The organism is Planotetraspora phitsanulokensis (genome assembly GCF_016863295.1).
Classification (GTDB): domain Bacteria; phylum Actinomycetota; class Actinomycetes; order Streptosporangiales; family Streptosporangiaceae; genus Planotetraspora; species Planotetraspora phitsanulokensis.
On the sequence record NZ_BOOP01000021.1, the window covers coordinates 208,935 to 223,936 of the forward strand.

The 15,002-nt window shown below is 68.2% G+C and carries 19 protein-coding genes and 1 tRNA gene; 15 read left to right on the forward strand and 5 right to left on the reverse strand.

The window, feature by feature from the left end; translation table 11 throughout:
- Position 1 precedes the first annotated feature (1 nt).
- Positions 2 to 487, forward strand: coding sequence for a type III secretion system chaperone family protein (locus tag Pph01_RS23495; RefSeq protein ID WP_204075306.1), 486 nt, complete (start codon positions 2 to 4; stop codon positions 485 to 487).
- A gap of 51 nt (positions 488 to 538) precedes the next feature.
- The gene (locus Pph01_RS23500; protein WP_204075307.1) at positions 539 to 1,282 is read left to right on the forward strand and encodes a phosphoglyceromutase; all 744 of its coding nucleotides are present in this window, start codon (positions 539 to 541) and stop codon (positions 1,280 to 1,282) included.
- A 265-nt stretch (positions 1,283 to 1,547) separates the two neighbouring features.
- On the opposite strand, the gene phoU is transcribed toward Pph01_RS23500, so the two are convergent.
- Positions 1,548 to 2,207, reverse strand: a complete 660-nt coding sequence (phoU, locus tag Pph01_RS23505) for a phosphate signaling complex protein PhoU (RefSeq protein WP_204075308.1) — start codon at positions 2,205 to 2,207, stop codon at positions 1,548 to 1,550.
- Between the two features lie 153 nt (positions 2,208 to 2,360).
- Between phoU and Pph01_RS23510 the strand changes: the two genes are divergently transcribed.
- Positions 2,361 to 3,500, forward strand: a complete 1,140-nt coding sequence (locus Pph01_RS23510) for a sensor histidine kinase (RefSeq protein WP_204075361.1) — start codon at positions 2,361 to 2,363, stop codon at positions 3,498 to 3,500.
- A complete protein-coding gene (locus Pph01_RS23515; protein ID WP_203887062.1) occupies positions 3,497 to 4,186 on the forward strand; it encodes a response regulator in 690 nt (229 codons plus the stop codon). The genes Pph01_RS23510 and Pph01_RS23515 overlap by 4 nt, the downstream gene beginning before the upstream one ends.
- A 78-nt stretch (positions 4,187 to 4,264) precedes the next feature.
- Here the strand turns inward: Pph01_RS23515 and Pph01_RS23520 are convergent, their stop codons facing one another.
- A complete protein-coding gene (locus Pph01_RS23520; protein WP_239116947.1) occupies positions 4,265 to 4,888 on the reverse strand; it encodes a copper chaperone PCu(A)C domain-containing protein in 624 nt (207 codons plus the stop codon).
- 257 nt (positions 4,889 to 5,145) lie between these two features.
- Here Pph01_RS23520 and Pph01_RS23525 point away from each other — a divergent pair, with 257 nt between their 5' ends.
- The 3 genes from Pph01_RS23525 to Pph01_RS23535 all read left to right on the forward strand — a co-directional run bounded on the left by Pph01_RS23525 (position 5,146) and on the right by Pph01_RS23535 (position 6,564).
- Complete coding sequence (locus Pph01_RS23525; RefSeq protein ID WP_030510364.1) at positions 5,146 to 5,628, forward strand: CarD family transcriptional regulator; 483 nt, start codon at positions 5,146 to 5,148, stop codon at positions 5,626 to 5,628.
- 17 nt (positions 5,629 to 5,645) lie between these two features.
- A complete protein-coding gene (gene ispF, locus Pph01_RS23530) occupies positions 5,646 to 6,116 on the forward strand; it encodes a 2-C-methyl-D-erythritol 2,4-cyclodiphosphate synthase (protein WP_204075309.1) in 471 nt (156 codons plus the stop codon).
- Between the two features lie 178 nt (positions 6,117 to 6,294).
- The gene (locus Pph01_RS23535) at positions 6,295 to 6,564 is read left to right on the forward strand and encodes a GlsB/YeaQ/YmgE family stress response membrane protein (RefSeq protein ID WP_204075310.1); all 270 of its coding nucleotides are present in this window, start codon (positions 6,295 to 6,297) and stop codon (positions 6,562 to 6,564) included.
- A 92-nt stretch (positions 6,565 to 6,656) separates the two neighbouring features.
- Here the strand turns inward: Pph01_RS23535 and Pph01_RS23540 are convergent, their stop codons facing one another.
- A complete protein-coding gene (locus Pph01_RS23540; RefSeq protein ID WP_204075311.1) occupies positions 6,657 to 8,027 on the reverse strand; it encodes a DUF2637 domain-containing protein in 1,371 nt (456 codons plus the stop codon).
- 359 nt (positions 8,028 to 8,386) lie between these two features.
- Between Pph01_RS23540 and cysS the strand changes: the two genes are divergently transcribed.
- From cysS to Pph01_RS23555, 3 genes are all read left to right on the forward strand, one after another.
- Positions 8,387 to 9,781: a cysteine--tRNA ligase gene (gene cysS, locus Pph01_RS23545; protein ID WP_204075312.1), complete on the forward strand. Its 1,395-nt coding sequence runs from the start codon at positions 8,387 to 8,389 to the stop codon at positions 9,779 to 9,781.
- Between the two features lie 22 nt (positions 9,782 to 9,803).
- Positions 9,804 to 10,763, forward strand: a complete 960-nt coding sequence (gene rlmB / locus Pph01_RS23550; protein WP_204075313.1) for a 23S rRNA (guanosine(2251)-2'-O)-methyltransferase RlmB — start codon at positions 9,804 to 9,806, stop codon at positions 10,761 to 10,763.
- Positions 10,764 to 10,811: 48 nt separating this feature from the next.
- Positions 10,812 to 10,887, forward strand: a tRNA-Thr gene (locus Pph01_RS23555).
- A 112-nt stretch (positions 10,888 to 10,999) separates the two neighbouring features.
- Here Pph01_RS23555 and Pph01_RS23560 read toward each other — a convergent pair.
- Positions 11,000 to 11,890, reverse strand: coding sequence for a LysR family transcriptional regulator (locus Pph01_RS23560; RefSeq protein ID WP_204075314.1), 891 nt, complete (start codon positions 11,888 to 11,890; stop codon positions 11,000 to 11,002).
- A gap of 133 nt (positions 11,891 to 12,023) precedes the next feature.
- On the opposite strand from Pph01_RS23560, the gene Pph01_RS23565 reads away from it, so the two are divergent.
- From Pph01_RS23565 to Pph01_RS43415, 5 genes are all read left to right on the forward strand, one after another.
- Positions 12,024 to 12,254, forward strand: coding sequence for a hemerythrin domain-containing protein (locus tag Pph01_RS23565; RefSeq protein ID WP_204075315.1), 231 nt, complete (start codon positions 12,024 to 12,026; stop codon positions 12,252 to 12,254).
- Positions 12,255 to 12,268: 14 nt separating this feature from the next.
- On the forward strand, positions 12,269 to 12,811 hold the full coding sequence (locus Pph01_RS23570; protein WP_204075316.1) for a hemerythrin domain-containing protein: 543 nt from the start codon (positions 12,269 to 12,271) through the stop codon (positions 12,809 to 12,811).
- 23 nt (positions 12,812 to 12,834) lie between these two features.
- Complete coding sequence (locus Pph01_RS23575) at positions 12,835 to 13,248, forward strand: VOC family protein (RefSeq protein ID WP_204075317.1); 414 nt, start codon at positions 12,835 to 12,837, stop codon at positions 13,246 to 13,248.
- Positions 13,249 to 13,360: 112 nt separating this feature from the next.
- Entirely contained in the window at positions 13,361 to 13,807 is a 447-nt protein-coding gene (locus Pph01_RS23580) for a YdeI/OmpD-associated family protein (protein ID WP_345485318.1), read from the forward strand.
- Between the two features lie 131 nt (positions 13,808 to 13,938).
- Complete coding sequence (locus Pph01_RS43415) at positions 13,939 to 14,073, forward strand: hypothetical protein (protein WP_275412861.1); 135 nt, start codon at positions 13,939 to 13,941, stop codon at positions 14,071 to 14,073.
- 259 nt (positions 14,074 to 14,332) lie between these two features.
- On the opposite strand, the gene Pph01_RS23585 is transcribed toward Pph01_RS43415, so the two are convergent.
- A complete protein-coding gene (locus tag Pph01_RS23585) occupies positions 14,333 to 14,818 on the reverse strand; it encodes a nuclear transport factor 2 family protein (RefSeq protein WP_204075319.1) in 486 nt (161 codons plus the stop codon).
- Positions 14,819 to 15,002 lie beyond the last annotated feature (184 nt).

Here is a 15,002-nt window from a genome sequence, read left to right on the forward strand (position 1 = left end):
CATGAGACCCGATCTGGAAGGCGTGGTGGCGTCCGCGCTCGTGTCCGCGGAGCTCTCCTACGAGCGGCCCAAGCCGGGCGCCTTCCTCGTCAAACTGCCTGGCCAGCACAAGCTCGCCACGCTGACCTGGCTCATCATCGGCGACCAGGCGCTCAACGTCGAGGCGTTCTTCTGCCGCCAGCCTGATGAGAACCACGCCGAGTTCTATCGATGGCTGCTGCTCAAGAACGGCTCGATGTACGGCGTGCACTTCGCGATCGATCCCATCGGCGACGTCCACCTGGTCGGCCGCCTGCCCCTCGACGCCGTGACCGAGGAGGAGATCGACCGGGTGCTCGGCTGCGTGCTGACCTACTCGGACGAGTCGTTCGACCGGGCGCTGGAGCTGGGCTTCGCGTCCTCGATCCGCCGCGAGTGGGACTGGCGGGTCAAGCGGGGCGAGTCCCTCGCGAACCTGCGTCCCTTCGCCCGGGTGATCGACTCCTGACGGGGCCGACGTCAAGGGAGACGAAAGCAGCGCGCCGTTAGGATTGCCGGCATGGCTACTTTGGTGCTGCTGAGGCATGGCGAGAGCGAATGGAACGTCAAGGGCCTGTTCACGGGCTGGGTGGACGTGACCCTTTCGCCGACCGGTGAGGACGAGGCGCGGCGGGGCGGGCAGCTGCTGCTCGACGCGGGCATCAGGCCCGAGGTGGTGCACACGTCGGTGCTCACCCGCGCGATCAAGACGGCCAACCTCGCGCTGGAGGCGGCCGGCCTGTCGTGGCTGCCGGTGCGCCGCTCGTGGCGGCTGAACGAGCGCCACTACGGCGCCCTCCAGGGCAAGGACAAGGCCCAGACCCGGGCGGAGTTCGGCGACGAGCAGTTCATGCTGTGGCGCCGCTCCTACGACGTGCCCCCGCCGCCGATCGCGGACGACGACGAGTACTCCCAGTACGGCGACGCCCGTTACGCCGAGCTCCCCTCTGAGCTGATGCCCAGGACCGAGTGCCTGAAGGACGTCGTCGAGCGCATGCTGCCGTACTGGTACGACCAGATCGTGCCGGACCTGGCGGCCGGAAAGACCGTGCTCGTGGTGGCTCACGGCAACTCGCTGCGCGCACTGGTCAAGCACCTGGAGGGGATCAGCGACGCGGACATCGCACAGCTGAACATCCCGACCGGCATCCCGCTCCGTTACGAGCTGGACGGCGACTTCCGCCCGACGGGCGCAGGGGAGTACCTCGACCCCGAGGCGGCCAAGGCCGCGATCGAAGCCGTCGCCAACCAAGGCAAGAAGTAGCCCACTTCCCCCTCGCGGGACCAGGACACGGTCCCGCGAGGCCCGCGAGGCCCGGGAGGCTCGACGCCGTCGCGCCGTCGCGCTGTGGCGTTCGTGGGGCCTGCGGCGGTCAGGCTGGATGCGAGGGGCCTTAAGGGCGCCCCGAGCCCGCGCGAGCGGAGCGAGCGCAATCAAGTACTGAGCCCGCCTCGCCGAAGGCGAGGCAATCAAACACGCGAAAGCCCCGGCCCCCCGAGGACCGGGGCTTTCGAGCCCTTGAGGGAGGTCAGTCGGCGGCGACGTCGTCCGTACGCGATCCGGTGACCAGGTAGACCACGTCCTGAGCGACGCGTACGGCGTGGTCGGCGTAGCGCTCGTAGTAGCGGCCGGCCAGCGTGATGTCGATCGCGGCCTCGACGCCGTGGCTCCAGTTGTCGGAGAGCAGGACGCGGAACAGCCGCCGGTGCAGGCGGTCCATCGCGTCGTCGTCCTCCTCGAGCTCCTTGGCGAGCTCGATGTCGCGGGAGGCGATGCAGCTGCCCGTCTTGGTGATCAGGTTCTCGGCGATGGCGCCCATCTCCACGATCGTGTCGCGGAGCTCGGCGGGGATGGCCGAGTCAGGGTGGCGCATCCGTGCGATCTTGGCGATGTGCTCGGCCAGGTCGCCCATGCGCTCCAGGTCCGATGCCATCCGCAGGGCCGTCACCACGGTGCGCAGGTCGACGGCGACGGGCTGCTGCAACGCCATCAACTCGTAAATGGAGGACTCGAGCTCGTTGTAGATCCGGTCGACCTCGGCGTCCTGAGAGATCACGCTCTCGGCGAGCTGCAGGTCGGCGTCGAGAAGTGCAGTGGTGCCCCGGGACATGGCCGACCTGACCAGCCGGGTCATCTCCACCAGCCGGTCCGTCAGGGATTCCAGCTCATCGTGATAGGCGTCGCGCATGCGGCCACGCTACGCGGGATTTCGTGAACGAATCCCTGCCGTCAAATGAACATTCCTGGAAACAGCATGGTCATGGGCTATCCCACTGGTCAGATAACGGGAAACGCCGCCTAGCATTCAAGCGTGAACGAGTTGCTGGCGAGCTTGGCTGCGATGGGCGGTTTCGTCCTCGGCTCCTTCGTCATGCTGGCCATTCGTCGCCAGACCGACAAGGACCAGGATCCCGAGCCCGTCGACGACATGTTGTCCCCGGGTGTGGCGTCCGTACTGGCCGTCCTCCCCTCCTCCGCGGTCGTCCTGGACCGCGACGACCGCGTCCTGCGGGCCAGCTCCGCGGCCCGAGCCTTCGGGCTGGTGCGGGGCGACTCCCTCATGGCCGCCGAGTTGCTGGCCCTGGCCAGGAAGGTCCGCAGGGACGGCGAGATCCGCGAGAGCGAGATCGAGACCGCCGGCCGCAAGTTCGGCCAGGCGTCGACGACCTTCGCCGTCCGCGTGGCCCCGCTGGGTTCCAACGGGCAGGTGCTCGTCCTCGCCGAGGACCAGACCGAGCGCCGCCAGGTCGAGGCCGTCCGCAGGGACTTCGTCGCCAACGTGAGCCACGAGCTCAAGACGCCCGTCGGCGCGCTGAGCCTGCTCGCGGAGACGATCCAGGACGCGGCCGACGACCCCGAGGCCGTCACCCGGTTCGCCGGCCGGATGCAGCACGAGGCCGCCCGCCTCACGTACCTGGTGCAGGACCTGATCACGCTGTCCAAGATCCAGGGCGGAGAGCCGGTGCCGACTCCCGGCCCTGTCCCGATCGACGAGGCCGTCCACGAGGCCATCGACCGGTGTAACACCAAGGCGTCCGCGAAGGACATCACGTTGGTGGCCGGTGGCGCCGAGGGCCTGAAGATCTGGGGTGACGACGAGCTTCTCGTCACCGCGCTGCGCAACCTCATCGACAACGCCGTGGCCTACAGCCCGGAGCACACCCGGGTCGTGGTGAGCGCCAGGCCCGCGGGCCGTTCCGTCGAGGTGAGCGTCAGCGACCAGGGCATCGGGATTCCCGAGAGCGCCCAGGAGCGCATCTTCGAACGATTCTTCCGGGTCGACGCGGCCCGGTCCCGAGCGACCGGTGGCACGGGGCTCGGGCTCGCCATCGTGAAGCACGTCGCCGTCGCCCATGGCGGCGAGGTGACGGTCTGGAGCAAGGAAGGCTCCGGGTCGACCTTCACGCTTCGCCTGCCCGCATTCGGCGGGACGGCGATCGCCGCACCACGCACTACCAGCCCCCTGGAGGCCACGAAGTGACTCGAGTACTCGTCGTGGAGGACGAGGAGTCGTTTTCCGACGCCTTGTCCTACATGCTGCGCAAGGAAGGGTTTGAGGTCGCGGTCGCGGCCACCGGTCCTGAGGCTCTGGACACCTTTGACCGGAACGGTGCCGACATCGTGTTGCTCGACCTGATGCTCCCGGGTCTGCCGGGCACGGAGGTGTGCCGCTCGCTCCGGCAGCGGTCCAAGGTTCCCGTGATCATGTTGACCGCGAAGGACAGCGAGATCGACAAGGTCGTGGGGCTCGAGCTGGGCGCCGACGACTACGTGACCAAGCCCTTCTCGTCGCGGGAGCTGGTGGCGCGCATCAGGGCCGTCCTGCGCCGTCAGGGCGACGTCGAGGAGCTCGAGTCGGCGATCCTCGCCGCGGGGCCGGTGCGGATGGACGTCGACCGGCACATCGTGGCCGTGCGCGGCGAGCACGTGCAGCTTCCGCTGAAGGAGTTCGAGCTGCTCGAGGTGCTGCTGCGCAACGCCGGCCGGGTGCTGACCCGAGGCCAGCTGATCGACCGCGTCTGGGGTGCGGACTACGTCGGCGACACCAAGACGCTCGACGTCCACGTGAAGCGGTTGCGGGCCAAGGTCGAGTCCGACCCGTCGAACCCGCGTTGCATCCTGACCGTGCGCGGTCTCGGTTACAAGTTCGACCCCACTGAGGAATGATCGCCTGAAACGCTTGAGGCCCTGTCCGGTACGGCATGCCGTACCGGACAGGGCCTCAGACGTTCGCGGAGCCCCGTGTCACGTCTGCGGGGTCTCCGTGGTGTCCGGGGTCGGCGTCTCGGTGGCCGTCGCCGAGGGGCTCGCCGTGGCGGTGGGAGTCGGCGTCGGCTGAGGAGCGGGCGGCAGCGTGGCGTACTCCCGGCTCCGGGCGATGACGGGCACCCACATGGTGACGTCGCCGGCGTTCGTGAACTGGAACGTCAGCCGCACGCTCTCGCCGCCGAGCAGAGGCTGCTTGAGGCCTTCGACCGCGGCCTGAGGCGCCTTGGCGAGCTGGTCGGTGGCCAGCGGCACCGGGGCCGGCAGCTTGACGGAGGTGACCTCCTGGCCGTCGGATACGACTCCGGTGAGGGTGTCGGGCGTGCTCGCGCGGTTCACGATGCTGAGGTAAAGCGGTGCCGAGCCTCCAGCGGCGATCTGTCCACCCGAGTCGGGCCCGAGGATGAACGCCTGGCTGATCATGACGCCGTTCTGGCCGTAGCTCCTGGTCGTGCCGTCGTCCTGGATGAGGACGCCGGCCTCGGTCGGCGCGTAGGCCTTGTTGGTGTTGGCGTCGAACCCGGCGCCACACGCGGCCAGGGCAGGGATTGAGGCGAGGAACGCGGCAACGGCGATCGCCCTGCGATGGCTGGTGCTGGTCACGGTTCGAGTACTCCTTGGTGCGCACGTATATGGGCGGGAATCAGCCTATCTGTGCACTCCGGCGGTCCTCACTCGGTACCCCGTCGCCGGGTCGGCTGCGACGCAGGTCACCCGGTATGTCGGGAATGCCATTCACAGAGCCGACCGGTTGTCAAGTCCCAAAACGGGGCTTTGACCTGCAGTTATGTTCATTTCACTGTTCCGGGACCCTGTAATCGCGTGGTACTCTTAAGTACAGCGGAAGGGGTACTCGTCACATGACTTTCCAGGTCGGCGACACTGTCGTCTACCCCCACCATGGGGCTGCTCGGATCGAGGCAATCACGACCCGAACCATCAAGGGTGAGGAAAAGACCTACTTGGTGTTGAAGGTTGACAAGGGCGACCTCACCGTCCAAGTGCCAGCAGAAAATGCCGAACTCGTCGGTGTACGCGACGTCGTCGGTCAAGAAGGGCTCGAGAGAGTTTTCGACGTGTTGCGCATGCCGCACACCGAGGAGCCCACCAACTGGTCCCGCCGCTACAAGGCCAACCTCGAGAAGCTGGCGTCCGGCGACGTCAACAAGGTGGCCGAGGTCGTCCGCGACCTGTGGCGACGCGACAAGGAGCGCGGCCTTTCCGCGGGTGAGAAGCGAATGCTCGCCAAGGCGCGGCAGATACTGGTCAGCGAGCTCGCGCTGGCGGAGAAGACGAATGAGGACAAGGCCGAGGCCTTGCTCGACGAGGTGCTGAACTCCTGAACACGACATCGCCAAGGGTGGGCGTCGGTATCGATGTCCACCCTTTTGCGTTCGGTAGGGAGCTCCATCTGGCGGGGCTTCACTGGCCCGGTGAGACCGGGCTCGCCGGTCATTCGGATGGGGACGCCGCCGCGCATGCGTGTTGCGACGCCCTTCTCTCGGCGGCCGGCCTGGGTGACATCGGCGGGCTCTTCGGGACGTCGGACCCTCGGTGGGCCGGCGCGTCGGGTGTCACCCTCCTCGAGGAGACGGCACGTCAGGTACGGGCCGCGGGCTTCGAAATCGGCAACGTCGCGGTTCAGATCATCGGAAACCGGCCCAAGCTGGCACCCCGCCGTACAGAGGCTGAGAAGGCCCTGGAAGCCGCTGCGGGGGCTCCTGTGAGCGTCAGCGCCACCACCACGGACGGGCTCGGCCTCACCGGCCGTGGAGAGGGCATCGCGGCGATCGCCAACGCGATCGTTTTCCCGTTGGACGGCTCCGCCTAATCGGACATGTCAACCGGAATGGGTTCAGCTGCGTCTCATTAGCACGTGGGCGGCGACTCAAACCAGGCGCGGAACGGGTCGCCGTCCTCTTTTCTCTCCCATGGGCGCATATTTCGCCGGGCCAGGGTAGCTCATCTCCTGAGAGTGAAGGGGGCAACCCCCCCAACGGGAGGTCGATATGACAATCGAGTCCATCATTGGCGCCATCATCATCGGTGCGATCATCGGGACCCTGGGCCGTCTGTTCCTGCCGGGCCGGCAGCCGATCGGCTTGATTCTGACCATCGTCGTCGGCATCGTGGCGGCGCTGATCGGAACGTTCATCGCCCAGCACCTGGGCGTGGCCACCACCCCGGGCATCGACTGGATCGAACTGATCATGCAGGTGGTGCTGGCGGTTGTCGGTGTCGGCCTCGTCGCCGCCATCCGTGGCCGGACACGCGTGTAGGACCGCCGTAGGCGGGATTCACCGCTCAAGACATGACCAAACGTGACAGGCCCCTCTCGGAGCTCCGAGAGGGGCCTGTCACATGTCGTACCTCAGTCTGATTCCTCGTCGGGCGGAAGCGGGGTGCTCCGCATCCGTCCTGAGGGAGGCGCGAGCGGGACGGTGTTCTCCCCGCCGCCGGCCTCAGCGCCGTACGGCTGTCGCCGCGCCGCCGAGCTCTCCTCCGGGTCGGCGAGCTCGGCTTTATGGGCGGGGTCGGGATCGTCTTCGAGCAGGCGTAACGGCTGCGTGTCCACCTCGGCCGCCTCGACCTCGGCCACGTCGGCCTCGGAGAGATCGGCCGGGGTGACGGGCACAGGATCCTCATGCGGGGATTCAGCCGGGGCGACGGGTGCAGGGTCCTCATGCGGGGGATCGGCCACGGGGGCGTTCTGGAGCGTCGCCGCCTCCCAGGTGACCGGAGAGGACGCTTCGCGCGTGCCTTCGCCGAACGCCGGCGCCGCGGGCTCCGGTGTGGATTCCTCGGTGACCGGGGATGTCGGCGCAGGCAGCTCTTCGGCCACGGGCGCGCCGGGCTGCGGAAGGCGGGGGTGGACCAGCACGTCGCCTGTGGAGGGACGGACGAAGTCTCCCCAGGTGATGGGCCGGTTGGGCCGGTTGCGCCGGGGCGAGGGGGGCCGTACGGGCTCGGGCGGCGAGGAGGGCTCGGTGACCTCCGGCGTCTCGGGCGCGGCCGTGGGAGGGACCACGGGCAGGGCCTCGGGCTCCTGCGCCGAGTCGGAGCCCGCGTGCGTGTCGTCGACGACGCCGGCGCTGTAGGGATGCGGCGCCACCGGAAGCGGCGGAGCCTGCTCGGGCGACGTCGCGACCGCGGGGACGACCGAATATGGCGCGGTAGGTTCCTCGCTCTCACCTCGGTCCCGAGAACCGCGCTCCTCGGCGAAGGGCACGATGTCGCTCTCTTCGACGAGGCCGTCCAGGGCGGTCCGGGACGCCCGCGCGTGCTTCAGAAGGAGGAGGAGCATCCAGAGCCCGACCGCGAGCAACGCCCACGGCAGCAGCGCGACGACGATCGCGGCCTTGCCTTGGTCGAAGGTCACGTCTGTGGCCGTCGTCACGGTCGCCGACGCGGCCGCCGCGAACAGGGCGAGCAGGACGAGAGCGGCCTGCGCCCGGACGAGGAAGCGCCCCCCGCGCAGCAGTGGCACGCTGACCAGGGAGAGTACCAGCAGGGCGTCGAAAGCCGTCGGATACAGGTAGGCGAGTCGGGGCTCCGCCTTACCGATGACGGCGAGGGCACGAAGATCGTCGAAGGAGAGCGCGCAGGCCGCACCCGCGAGCACCGCCACGATGAGGCCGGCGAGGCCGATCACCAGACGGCGTAGCACGAGCGGGATTCCGGCGGAGGTCGATGTGGACGGGCGGGAGGTGGTGCCTGCCGCTCCGGGGGGATTCGCGTCCATGGCGTTCCGAGCCTACAGAATCACGCCGACCGTTTGACCGGCCCTGTGAGGTTGGATGTCTCCTGAAATGCGGCGTCATGTCGGGGTCCGCGATCCTCGGGTGCCCGCCCCCGGGGCTCCGCCGTACGGCGGGCTTCGCGTCGCCGGAGGGGCGCGGAGAGCCGCATCCGGACACCGCTGGCGTGATCGTTCGGCCCGCGTCGACGGAAAGTAAATCTGTTCTAACGGAGTTATCGCCGCTTATAACGTGACTTATGAGTCAGAAGTGTCAGCCGCAGGTGAGGGAAAGGCGGCTCATGGACCGCTCACGGGCACGCAAGTAGCTCTGTGCTGTGGCATTAGGCGTTAGCCTTGCCTTCGTGAGCCTGAACCTCTACGACACCAGCACGCGTACGGTCCGTGAATTCGTACCGGTCGAGCCCGGCCGGGTCTCGATGTACCTGTGTGGTGCGACCGTTCAGGCTCCGCCGCACATCGGCCACATCAGGTCCGGCGTCAACTTCGACGTGCTCCGCAGGTGGCTGATGCGGGAGGGGTACGACGTGACCTTCTGCCGCAACGTGACGGATCTCGACGACAAGATCATCAAGGTGGCCGCCGCCGAGGACGTGCCGTGGTTCGTCGTCGCCGAGCGCAACCAGCGGGCGTTCAGCTGGGCGTACGACCAGCTCGGCTGCCTTCCGCCGACCGTCGAGCCGCGTGCGATGGGCCACGTCCCCGAGATGGTCGAGCTGATGCGGCGGCTGATCGACAAGGGACACGCCTACGCGGCCGGCGGGGACGTCTACTTCGACGTGATGTCCTACGCCGACCGGTACGGCAAGCTCTCCAACCAGAAGCTGGAGAACATGCGGGCGGCGGCCGACACCGACACCGACTCGCTCAAGCACGACCCCCGCGACTTCGCCCTATGGAAGGGCGCCAAGCCGGGTGAGCCGACGTGGCCGACTCCATGGGGCCGGGGCCGTCCCGGCTGGCACCTGGAGTGCTCGGCGATGGCCACCAAGTACCTCGGCGGGACCTTCGACATCCACGGCGGAGGCGTCGACCTTATCTTCCCGCACCATGAGAACGAGATCGCGCAGTCGCAGGCGGCCGGCGACGGGTTCGCCCGTTACTGGCTGCACAACGGCATGCTGAAGCTCGGCGGCGAGAAGATGAGCAAGTCGCTGGGCAACTCGCTGCTGATCCCCGAGATGCTGCGCAAGGTGCGGCCGGTCGAGCTGCGCTACTACCTGGTCGCGGCGCACTACCGCTCGGCGATCGACTACTCCGAGGAGGCGCTCCAGGAGGCCGCGGCCGGCTACCGGCGCATCGAGGGGTTCGTCACGCGGGCGGCCGAGGTGATCCACGACGTGGACGCCGCCGCCCCGCTGCCCCAGGCCTTCGTGGACGCCATGGACGACGACCTCAACGTCTCCCAGGCGCTCGCCGTGATCCACGAGGTGGTGCGCGAGGGAAACGTCGCCCTGGCACACGGCAACAAGGAGCAGGTCGCCCGGCTGCTGGCCGAGACGCAGAACATGCTGGACGTGCTGGGGCTCGACCCGAGGTCCGAGCAGTGGCGTACGACCGGGGACGACGGTCTCCGGGAGGTCGTCGACGCGCTGGTCGCCGTCGCGCTCGAGCAGCGCCAGGCGGCGCGGGCGCGCAAGGACTACGCCGCCGCGGACGCGATCCGTGACCAACTCGCCGCCGCGGGGATCGTCGTCGAGGACACCCCTGAGGGTCCTCGTTGGGAACTGGCACGCTAGGCGTGCCCGTACCCTAGAGACCATGGCTGGCAAGGCTTCAGGGAAGCCCTCGAAGAAGCAGGGCCCCACCAGGGGCACGGGCGGCAAGGGCCGGAGCTCCCTGGAGGGCAGGGGCGCGACCCCCCCTGCGCACATGAGGCATTGGTACAAGGACAAGGCACGGGCCGAGCGGCTCGAGCGTGAGGCCGCCGGCCGTCCCGGTCGGCCCGCACGTGCCGCGGCCAAGCCCCGTCGGGAGGACGCGCCCGAGGTCATCGGCGGGCGCAACCCCGTGCTCGAGGCGTTGCGCGCCGGTGTGCCCGCCAACGCGCTCTACGTGGCGCAGCGGATCGAGAACGACGACCGGGTACGTGAGTCGATCAGGATCGCGGCGGACCGGGGGATCGCACTGCTCGAGGTCTCCCGCGACAAGCTCGACCGGCTGACCGACGGCGGAGTCCACCAGGGTGTGGGGCTGCAGGTCCCGGCCTACGACTACGCCCACCCCGAAGAGCTCGTCGAGAGGGCGCGCGACGCCGCGGAGGTGCCGCTGATCGTCGCTCTCGACGGTGTGACGGACCCGCGCAACCTCGGGGCGATCGCGCGATCGGCGACGGCGTTCGGCGCCCACGGGCTCGTGGTCCCGTCGCGCCGCTCGGCCGGCGTCACCGCCGGAGCATGGAAGACCTCGGCGGGGACCCTCGCCAACCTGAGGGTCGCACGGGCGGCGAACTTGACCCAGACCCTCCAGGCGTACCGGGAGGAAGGCCTGTTCGTCATCGGGCTGGACGGCACCGCCAAGTTGGACATCGCGCAGGTCGAACTGGTGACCGAGCCGCTCGTCGTGGTCGTGGGCTCGGAGGGCAAGGGCCTGTCACGTCTGGTCCGCGAGTCGTGTGATCAGGTGGCCCGGATTCCCATGTTCTCCGCCGCGGAGTCCCTCAACGCCGGAGTGGCCGCGGGGATCGCCCTCTACGAGGTCGCGCAGCACCGCAGGCGGTGATTTCGCGGTGACGGTACGGCCCGTCGCCCACTAGACTCGTGCCGATACGCCGCCTTAGCTCAATCGGCAGAGCATCTGTCTTGTAAACAGAAGGTCTGGGGTTCGATTCCCCAAGGCGGCTCCACATGAGAAGGCCCCTGACCAGGCGATTCGCCGTCAGGGGCCTTGTAATTTGGTGAGTCATCCGGTCTCTTCCGTGCCTTTGGGAGCCATCTTGGGAGCGATCGCGACGTTGCTCAGCCGTGGGCGGGGCCGAGGTCGTGGATCGTCTGGGCGAGTGCTCGGATCAGGTCGGTTTCGGCCTCGGTCTGCCATATCAGGGCGTAGGTCAGGCGTGGCATGTCCGGCATGGGTAGCCACTGCAGGTGCGGCATCGCCCAATATCGGGTGACGTGGGCGGGGAAGGTGTGGACGATCTCGCCGGTGCTGACCAGGTTGATCAGCTCGTCGGGGTTGGTGATGGGTTCGATCCGTTCGATGGTCTGGCCACGCGGGGTGTGGAAGGGGAGGTAGCTGTTCTCCCAGTAGTCCGGCATGTGGGGGGCGGTGGCGTGTGGGAAGCCGCCGAGCGCTTCCAGGGGTACGGAGGACCGGCCGGCCAATTCGTGCTCGGCGGAGACGGCGAGGACTCGTGGGTCGGTGAACAGGATCGGGCCCACGGTGAGATCGGGTTCTTCCACGGGTAGCCAGGCGATCAGTACGTCCATGTCGCCGTTGCGGAGCCCGGCGAACGGGTCGATGAAGGGGGTGCGGCGCAACTGCAGTTCCCATTGCGGGTGCCGGTCGCGGAATGCCCGCCAGTAGGGATGCAGGTCGTGGACGTTGAAGGGCAGCATGCCCACCCGCAGCCGCGCGTTGATGCCGCGGGATGCCATCCGGGCGCGTTCGAGGCTTTCGTGTAGGCCCGTGTAAACCGGGAGCAGGTCGTCGCGCAACTGTCGGCCGACCGGGGTCAGGCGGACCTGGCGGCGGTTGGAGCGGTCGAACAACGGGGTCCCGATGCGGCGTTCCTGCTGGTTGATCGCCTGGCTGACCCGCGCCTGGGACACGTGGAGCCGGGCGGCCGTTCGGCCGAAGTGCAGCTCCTCGGCCAGGGTCAGAAAGATCTCGATGTCCCTAAGTTCCATGTTGTTCCTAGTTGCGTTATAAGCGCCAAGTTATCGGATCGCTCGGAATCTCACGTTGATGCTGGCACGGCGGCCACTCCACAGTGGGAGACGTCCAAGACCGCAAGTGGTGGCCCCGTCGAAGGAGTTGGCCGTGAGCGACGCGCTCGACACGACGGCGATGTATGCGATGCATGACGCGCTGCGCCGGGAAGCCGAGCACCTGGCCAGAGTCACCACCCTGGTCGGCGCCGACCCGGGCGCCGTCCTGCGCACAGCCGCCGGGTGGGAGCTGTTCAAGACCTCCCTGCACATCCACCACACGGCCGAGGACGACGTGCTGTGGCCCATGCTGCGCCAGATCCTGGCCGACCGGCCGGCCTGACGCTGCTGGAGGCGATGGAGGCAGAACACGCCGCCATCGACCAGGTCATCGAGGCGATCGATGAGGTACTGGCCGCGTCCGAGGACGAGGACGAGGACGGGTTGGACCGGCTCGGGGATCTCACCGATTCCCTGGTCACCGGCCTCACCGGACACCTCAGGCACGAGGAGGACCAGGCGCTCCCGCTGATTCAGGCGGCCGTCACCCAGGAGCAGTGGAATCGCTTCGGGCGGATCCACGCCCAGCGGATCGGTCCCGCCGTACCCAGAATCCTGCCGTGGCTCCTGGACGGCGCGAGCGACCAGACCGTCGCCGCAATGCTGGCGCAACTCACCGAACCGGCACGCCAGGCCTACCAGCACCAGTGGCGACCCGCCTATGCGGCCCTCGACCGCTGGCATCAACAGAAGGAACGATCATCACCGGCGGCATCGGTCAGGTTTGAAGAAGCACCGGTCGGGCCGCCGCTTCTACCGTCAAGTGACACACGCGCCGGGGTGGCGTCCGGGACCTGCCTGGATGCCCGGCCGGGCACTGACCACCCATGCACCACATAACCATCTCTCTAAAGGAGTAAGACATGAAGGCACACGTCAGCTCGATCCTTCTTGGCGTCCGGGACATGGATCGGGCCAAGCAGTTCTACACCGAGGGGCTCGGCTGGAAGATCCAGAGCGACTTCGGGATCTCGGTGTTCTTCGCATCGGACGGCGCCTCGCCCGTCGGCTTCTACAGTCGCGAAGGCCTGGCCGCTCAGGTGGGCACGGACCAGGAAGGCAGCGGCTTCAGCGGACTGGTCCTGACCTACGTCGTCCGCAGCGAGACGCGGGTCGACGAGGTCATGGCGGAGGCCGAGAAGGCCGGCGCCACGATCCTCAAGCCCGCCGGCGCTCTGCCGTGGGGCGGGTACGGCGGAACCTTCGCCGACCCGGACGGCTACATCTGGAGCCTCGGCTACAGCGCCCAGGGAACCGACCAGCCCTACGCGGAGTAGCCGCGAACTTTGTCACACAGCCGTCCGGGATGGCGGGGCGCGCTGTCGCTGCCGTCCCGGACGGCTGTGACCCCGAGTGCCGGTGAACCGGCAGGACGAACAGGAGAAGATCATGAAGTTTCGGGCCCACGTTGAGCCACCTGAGCCCATGCGGGGCCTAGAAGTTCCGTCCGAGGTGGTAGCGGCGCTCGGCGGAGGCCCGCGGCCGCCCGTGACGATCACAGTCAACGGGCACTCCTGGAAGAGCCGGGTCGCTCTCCTGCGCGGCCGCCACCTGCTCGGTCTCAGCAATGCCAACCGGCAGGCCGCAGGTGTTGCGATCGGCGACGAGGTCGAGGTCGATTTGGAGCTCGACACCGAGCCGCGCGTCGTCGTCGAGCCAGAGGACTTCGCACAGGCTCTGGACGCCGACCCCGTCACCCGCGCCGCGTACGACGATCTCGCGTACAGCCGCAAACGTGAGCATGTACGCGCCATCGAGAGCGCGAAGAAGCCCGAGACGCGCCGGCGGCGTATCGAGAAGGCCATCGTCACCCTGCGGGCTGACCCCCGAAGGTAAGACACCGGCGGCAATGCAATCACCGTGCGGAGGCATCACCCTGCCCGGCTCTCCCCGAAACAACAGATATGTCGAAACGCCTTCCGACCGGTCTGTACTTGTTTCTTGCCTTTAAGTTCGCGTTGGGCGCCGTGACCAAGTACTGGGCCGCGCCGACCCACCTCGTCATCATGGGCATCCTCGCGCCGGCCGACTGGCGCGACCTCCTGCGGGCTCCTGCCGGCGAGGAGCGGATCCCCGTGCTGGTCAAGCAAGCAGCGAACTGAGTTCGATCTCCGTACAGCAGCGATATACAGCAACGTCGCCTGCTGAGGTGCGATCTGCCCTGCGACAGCCTCTCCGCGACCTGGCGCGGCACGAGGATGCGACCACTCTGGGCGCTGCACCAACGGGCCCCCTGACGTCCAGCGGCTGTGATCAGCCGTCGCCGCGCCGAGCGCCGCGGTGGAGGACATGCCGAGCGGGTCGAGGAACTGGACGGGAGTTGCGGACGGCGGACGGCGCCGGGCCGATCTGGATCGACTCCTACTGCTCGGCGTTGTCCATGCCGAGGAACAGCTTCGCGATACGCCACTCGCTCGTGGCGCGTTCCAAACTGAACGTGTAGAAGCCGGTCGCGATCACGCTCGGGCTTCCGCCTGCGTTCGACGTCAGCATCAGGTAGGCCCGCACCTCAGCCGTCCCGACATCCGCGCTGTGGAAGACCATGTTGATGAGGTTGTGCCGTCGCTGATCGGTCTGCGCGTCCATCGCACCTCGTACGAAGTCGAGGATCGCCGCGCGTCCGACGAACGGGCCATGGTCGACCTCACCGGCGATCGTGAACGTCCAGATGGCGTCCTCGGTCAGGACGCCCTCCAACGCCGCCAGATCTTGCTGATCCAAGGCGAAGGCGTAGCGCGCCAGCGTCTGCTGGACGGCGAGTTGCTCCGCAGGGTCGAGATCCACGCCCCCCGCAGGCGTCGCAGTGAGGTAGGCGCTCCCCCAGCCGGGGGCCGCAGTCGTCTTCATATCGAACCTCGCTTCGTTCGGTTGTCGAGCGAAAGGGCCGGGCGCGGTCGTCGGCGAAAGCGGTCGCCCGGCGTGCGCCGGGAGGGCGGAGTGCGCGATGTGGGCGGCGTGGCGCGGCGCCCTCCCCGCAGCCGACCGCGCCGCCGTCAGGACTTCAGGCCGCTGCCGCCGGCGACGATGATCC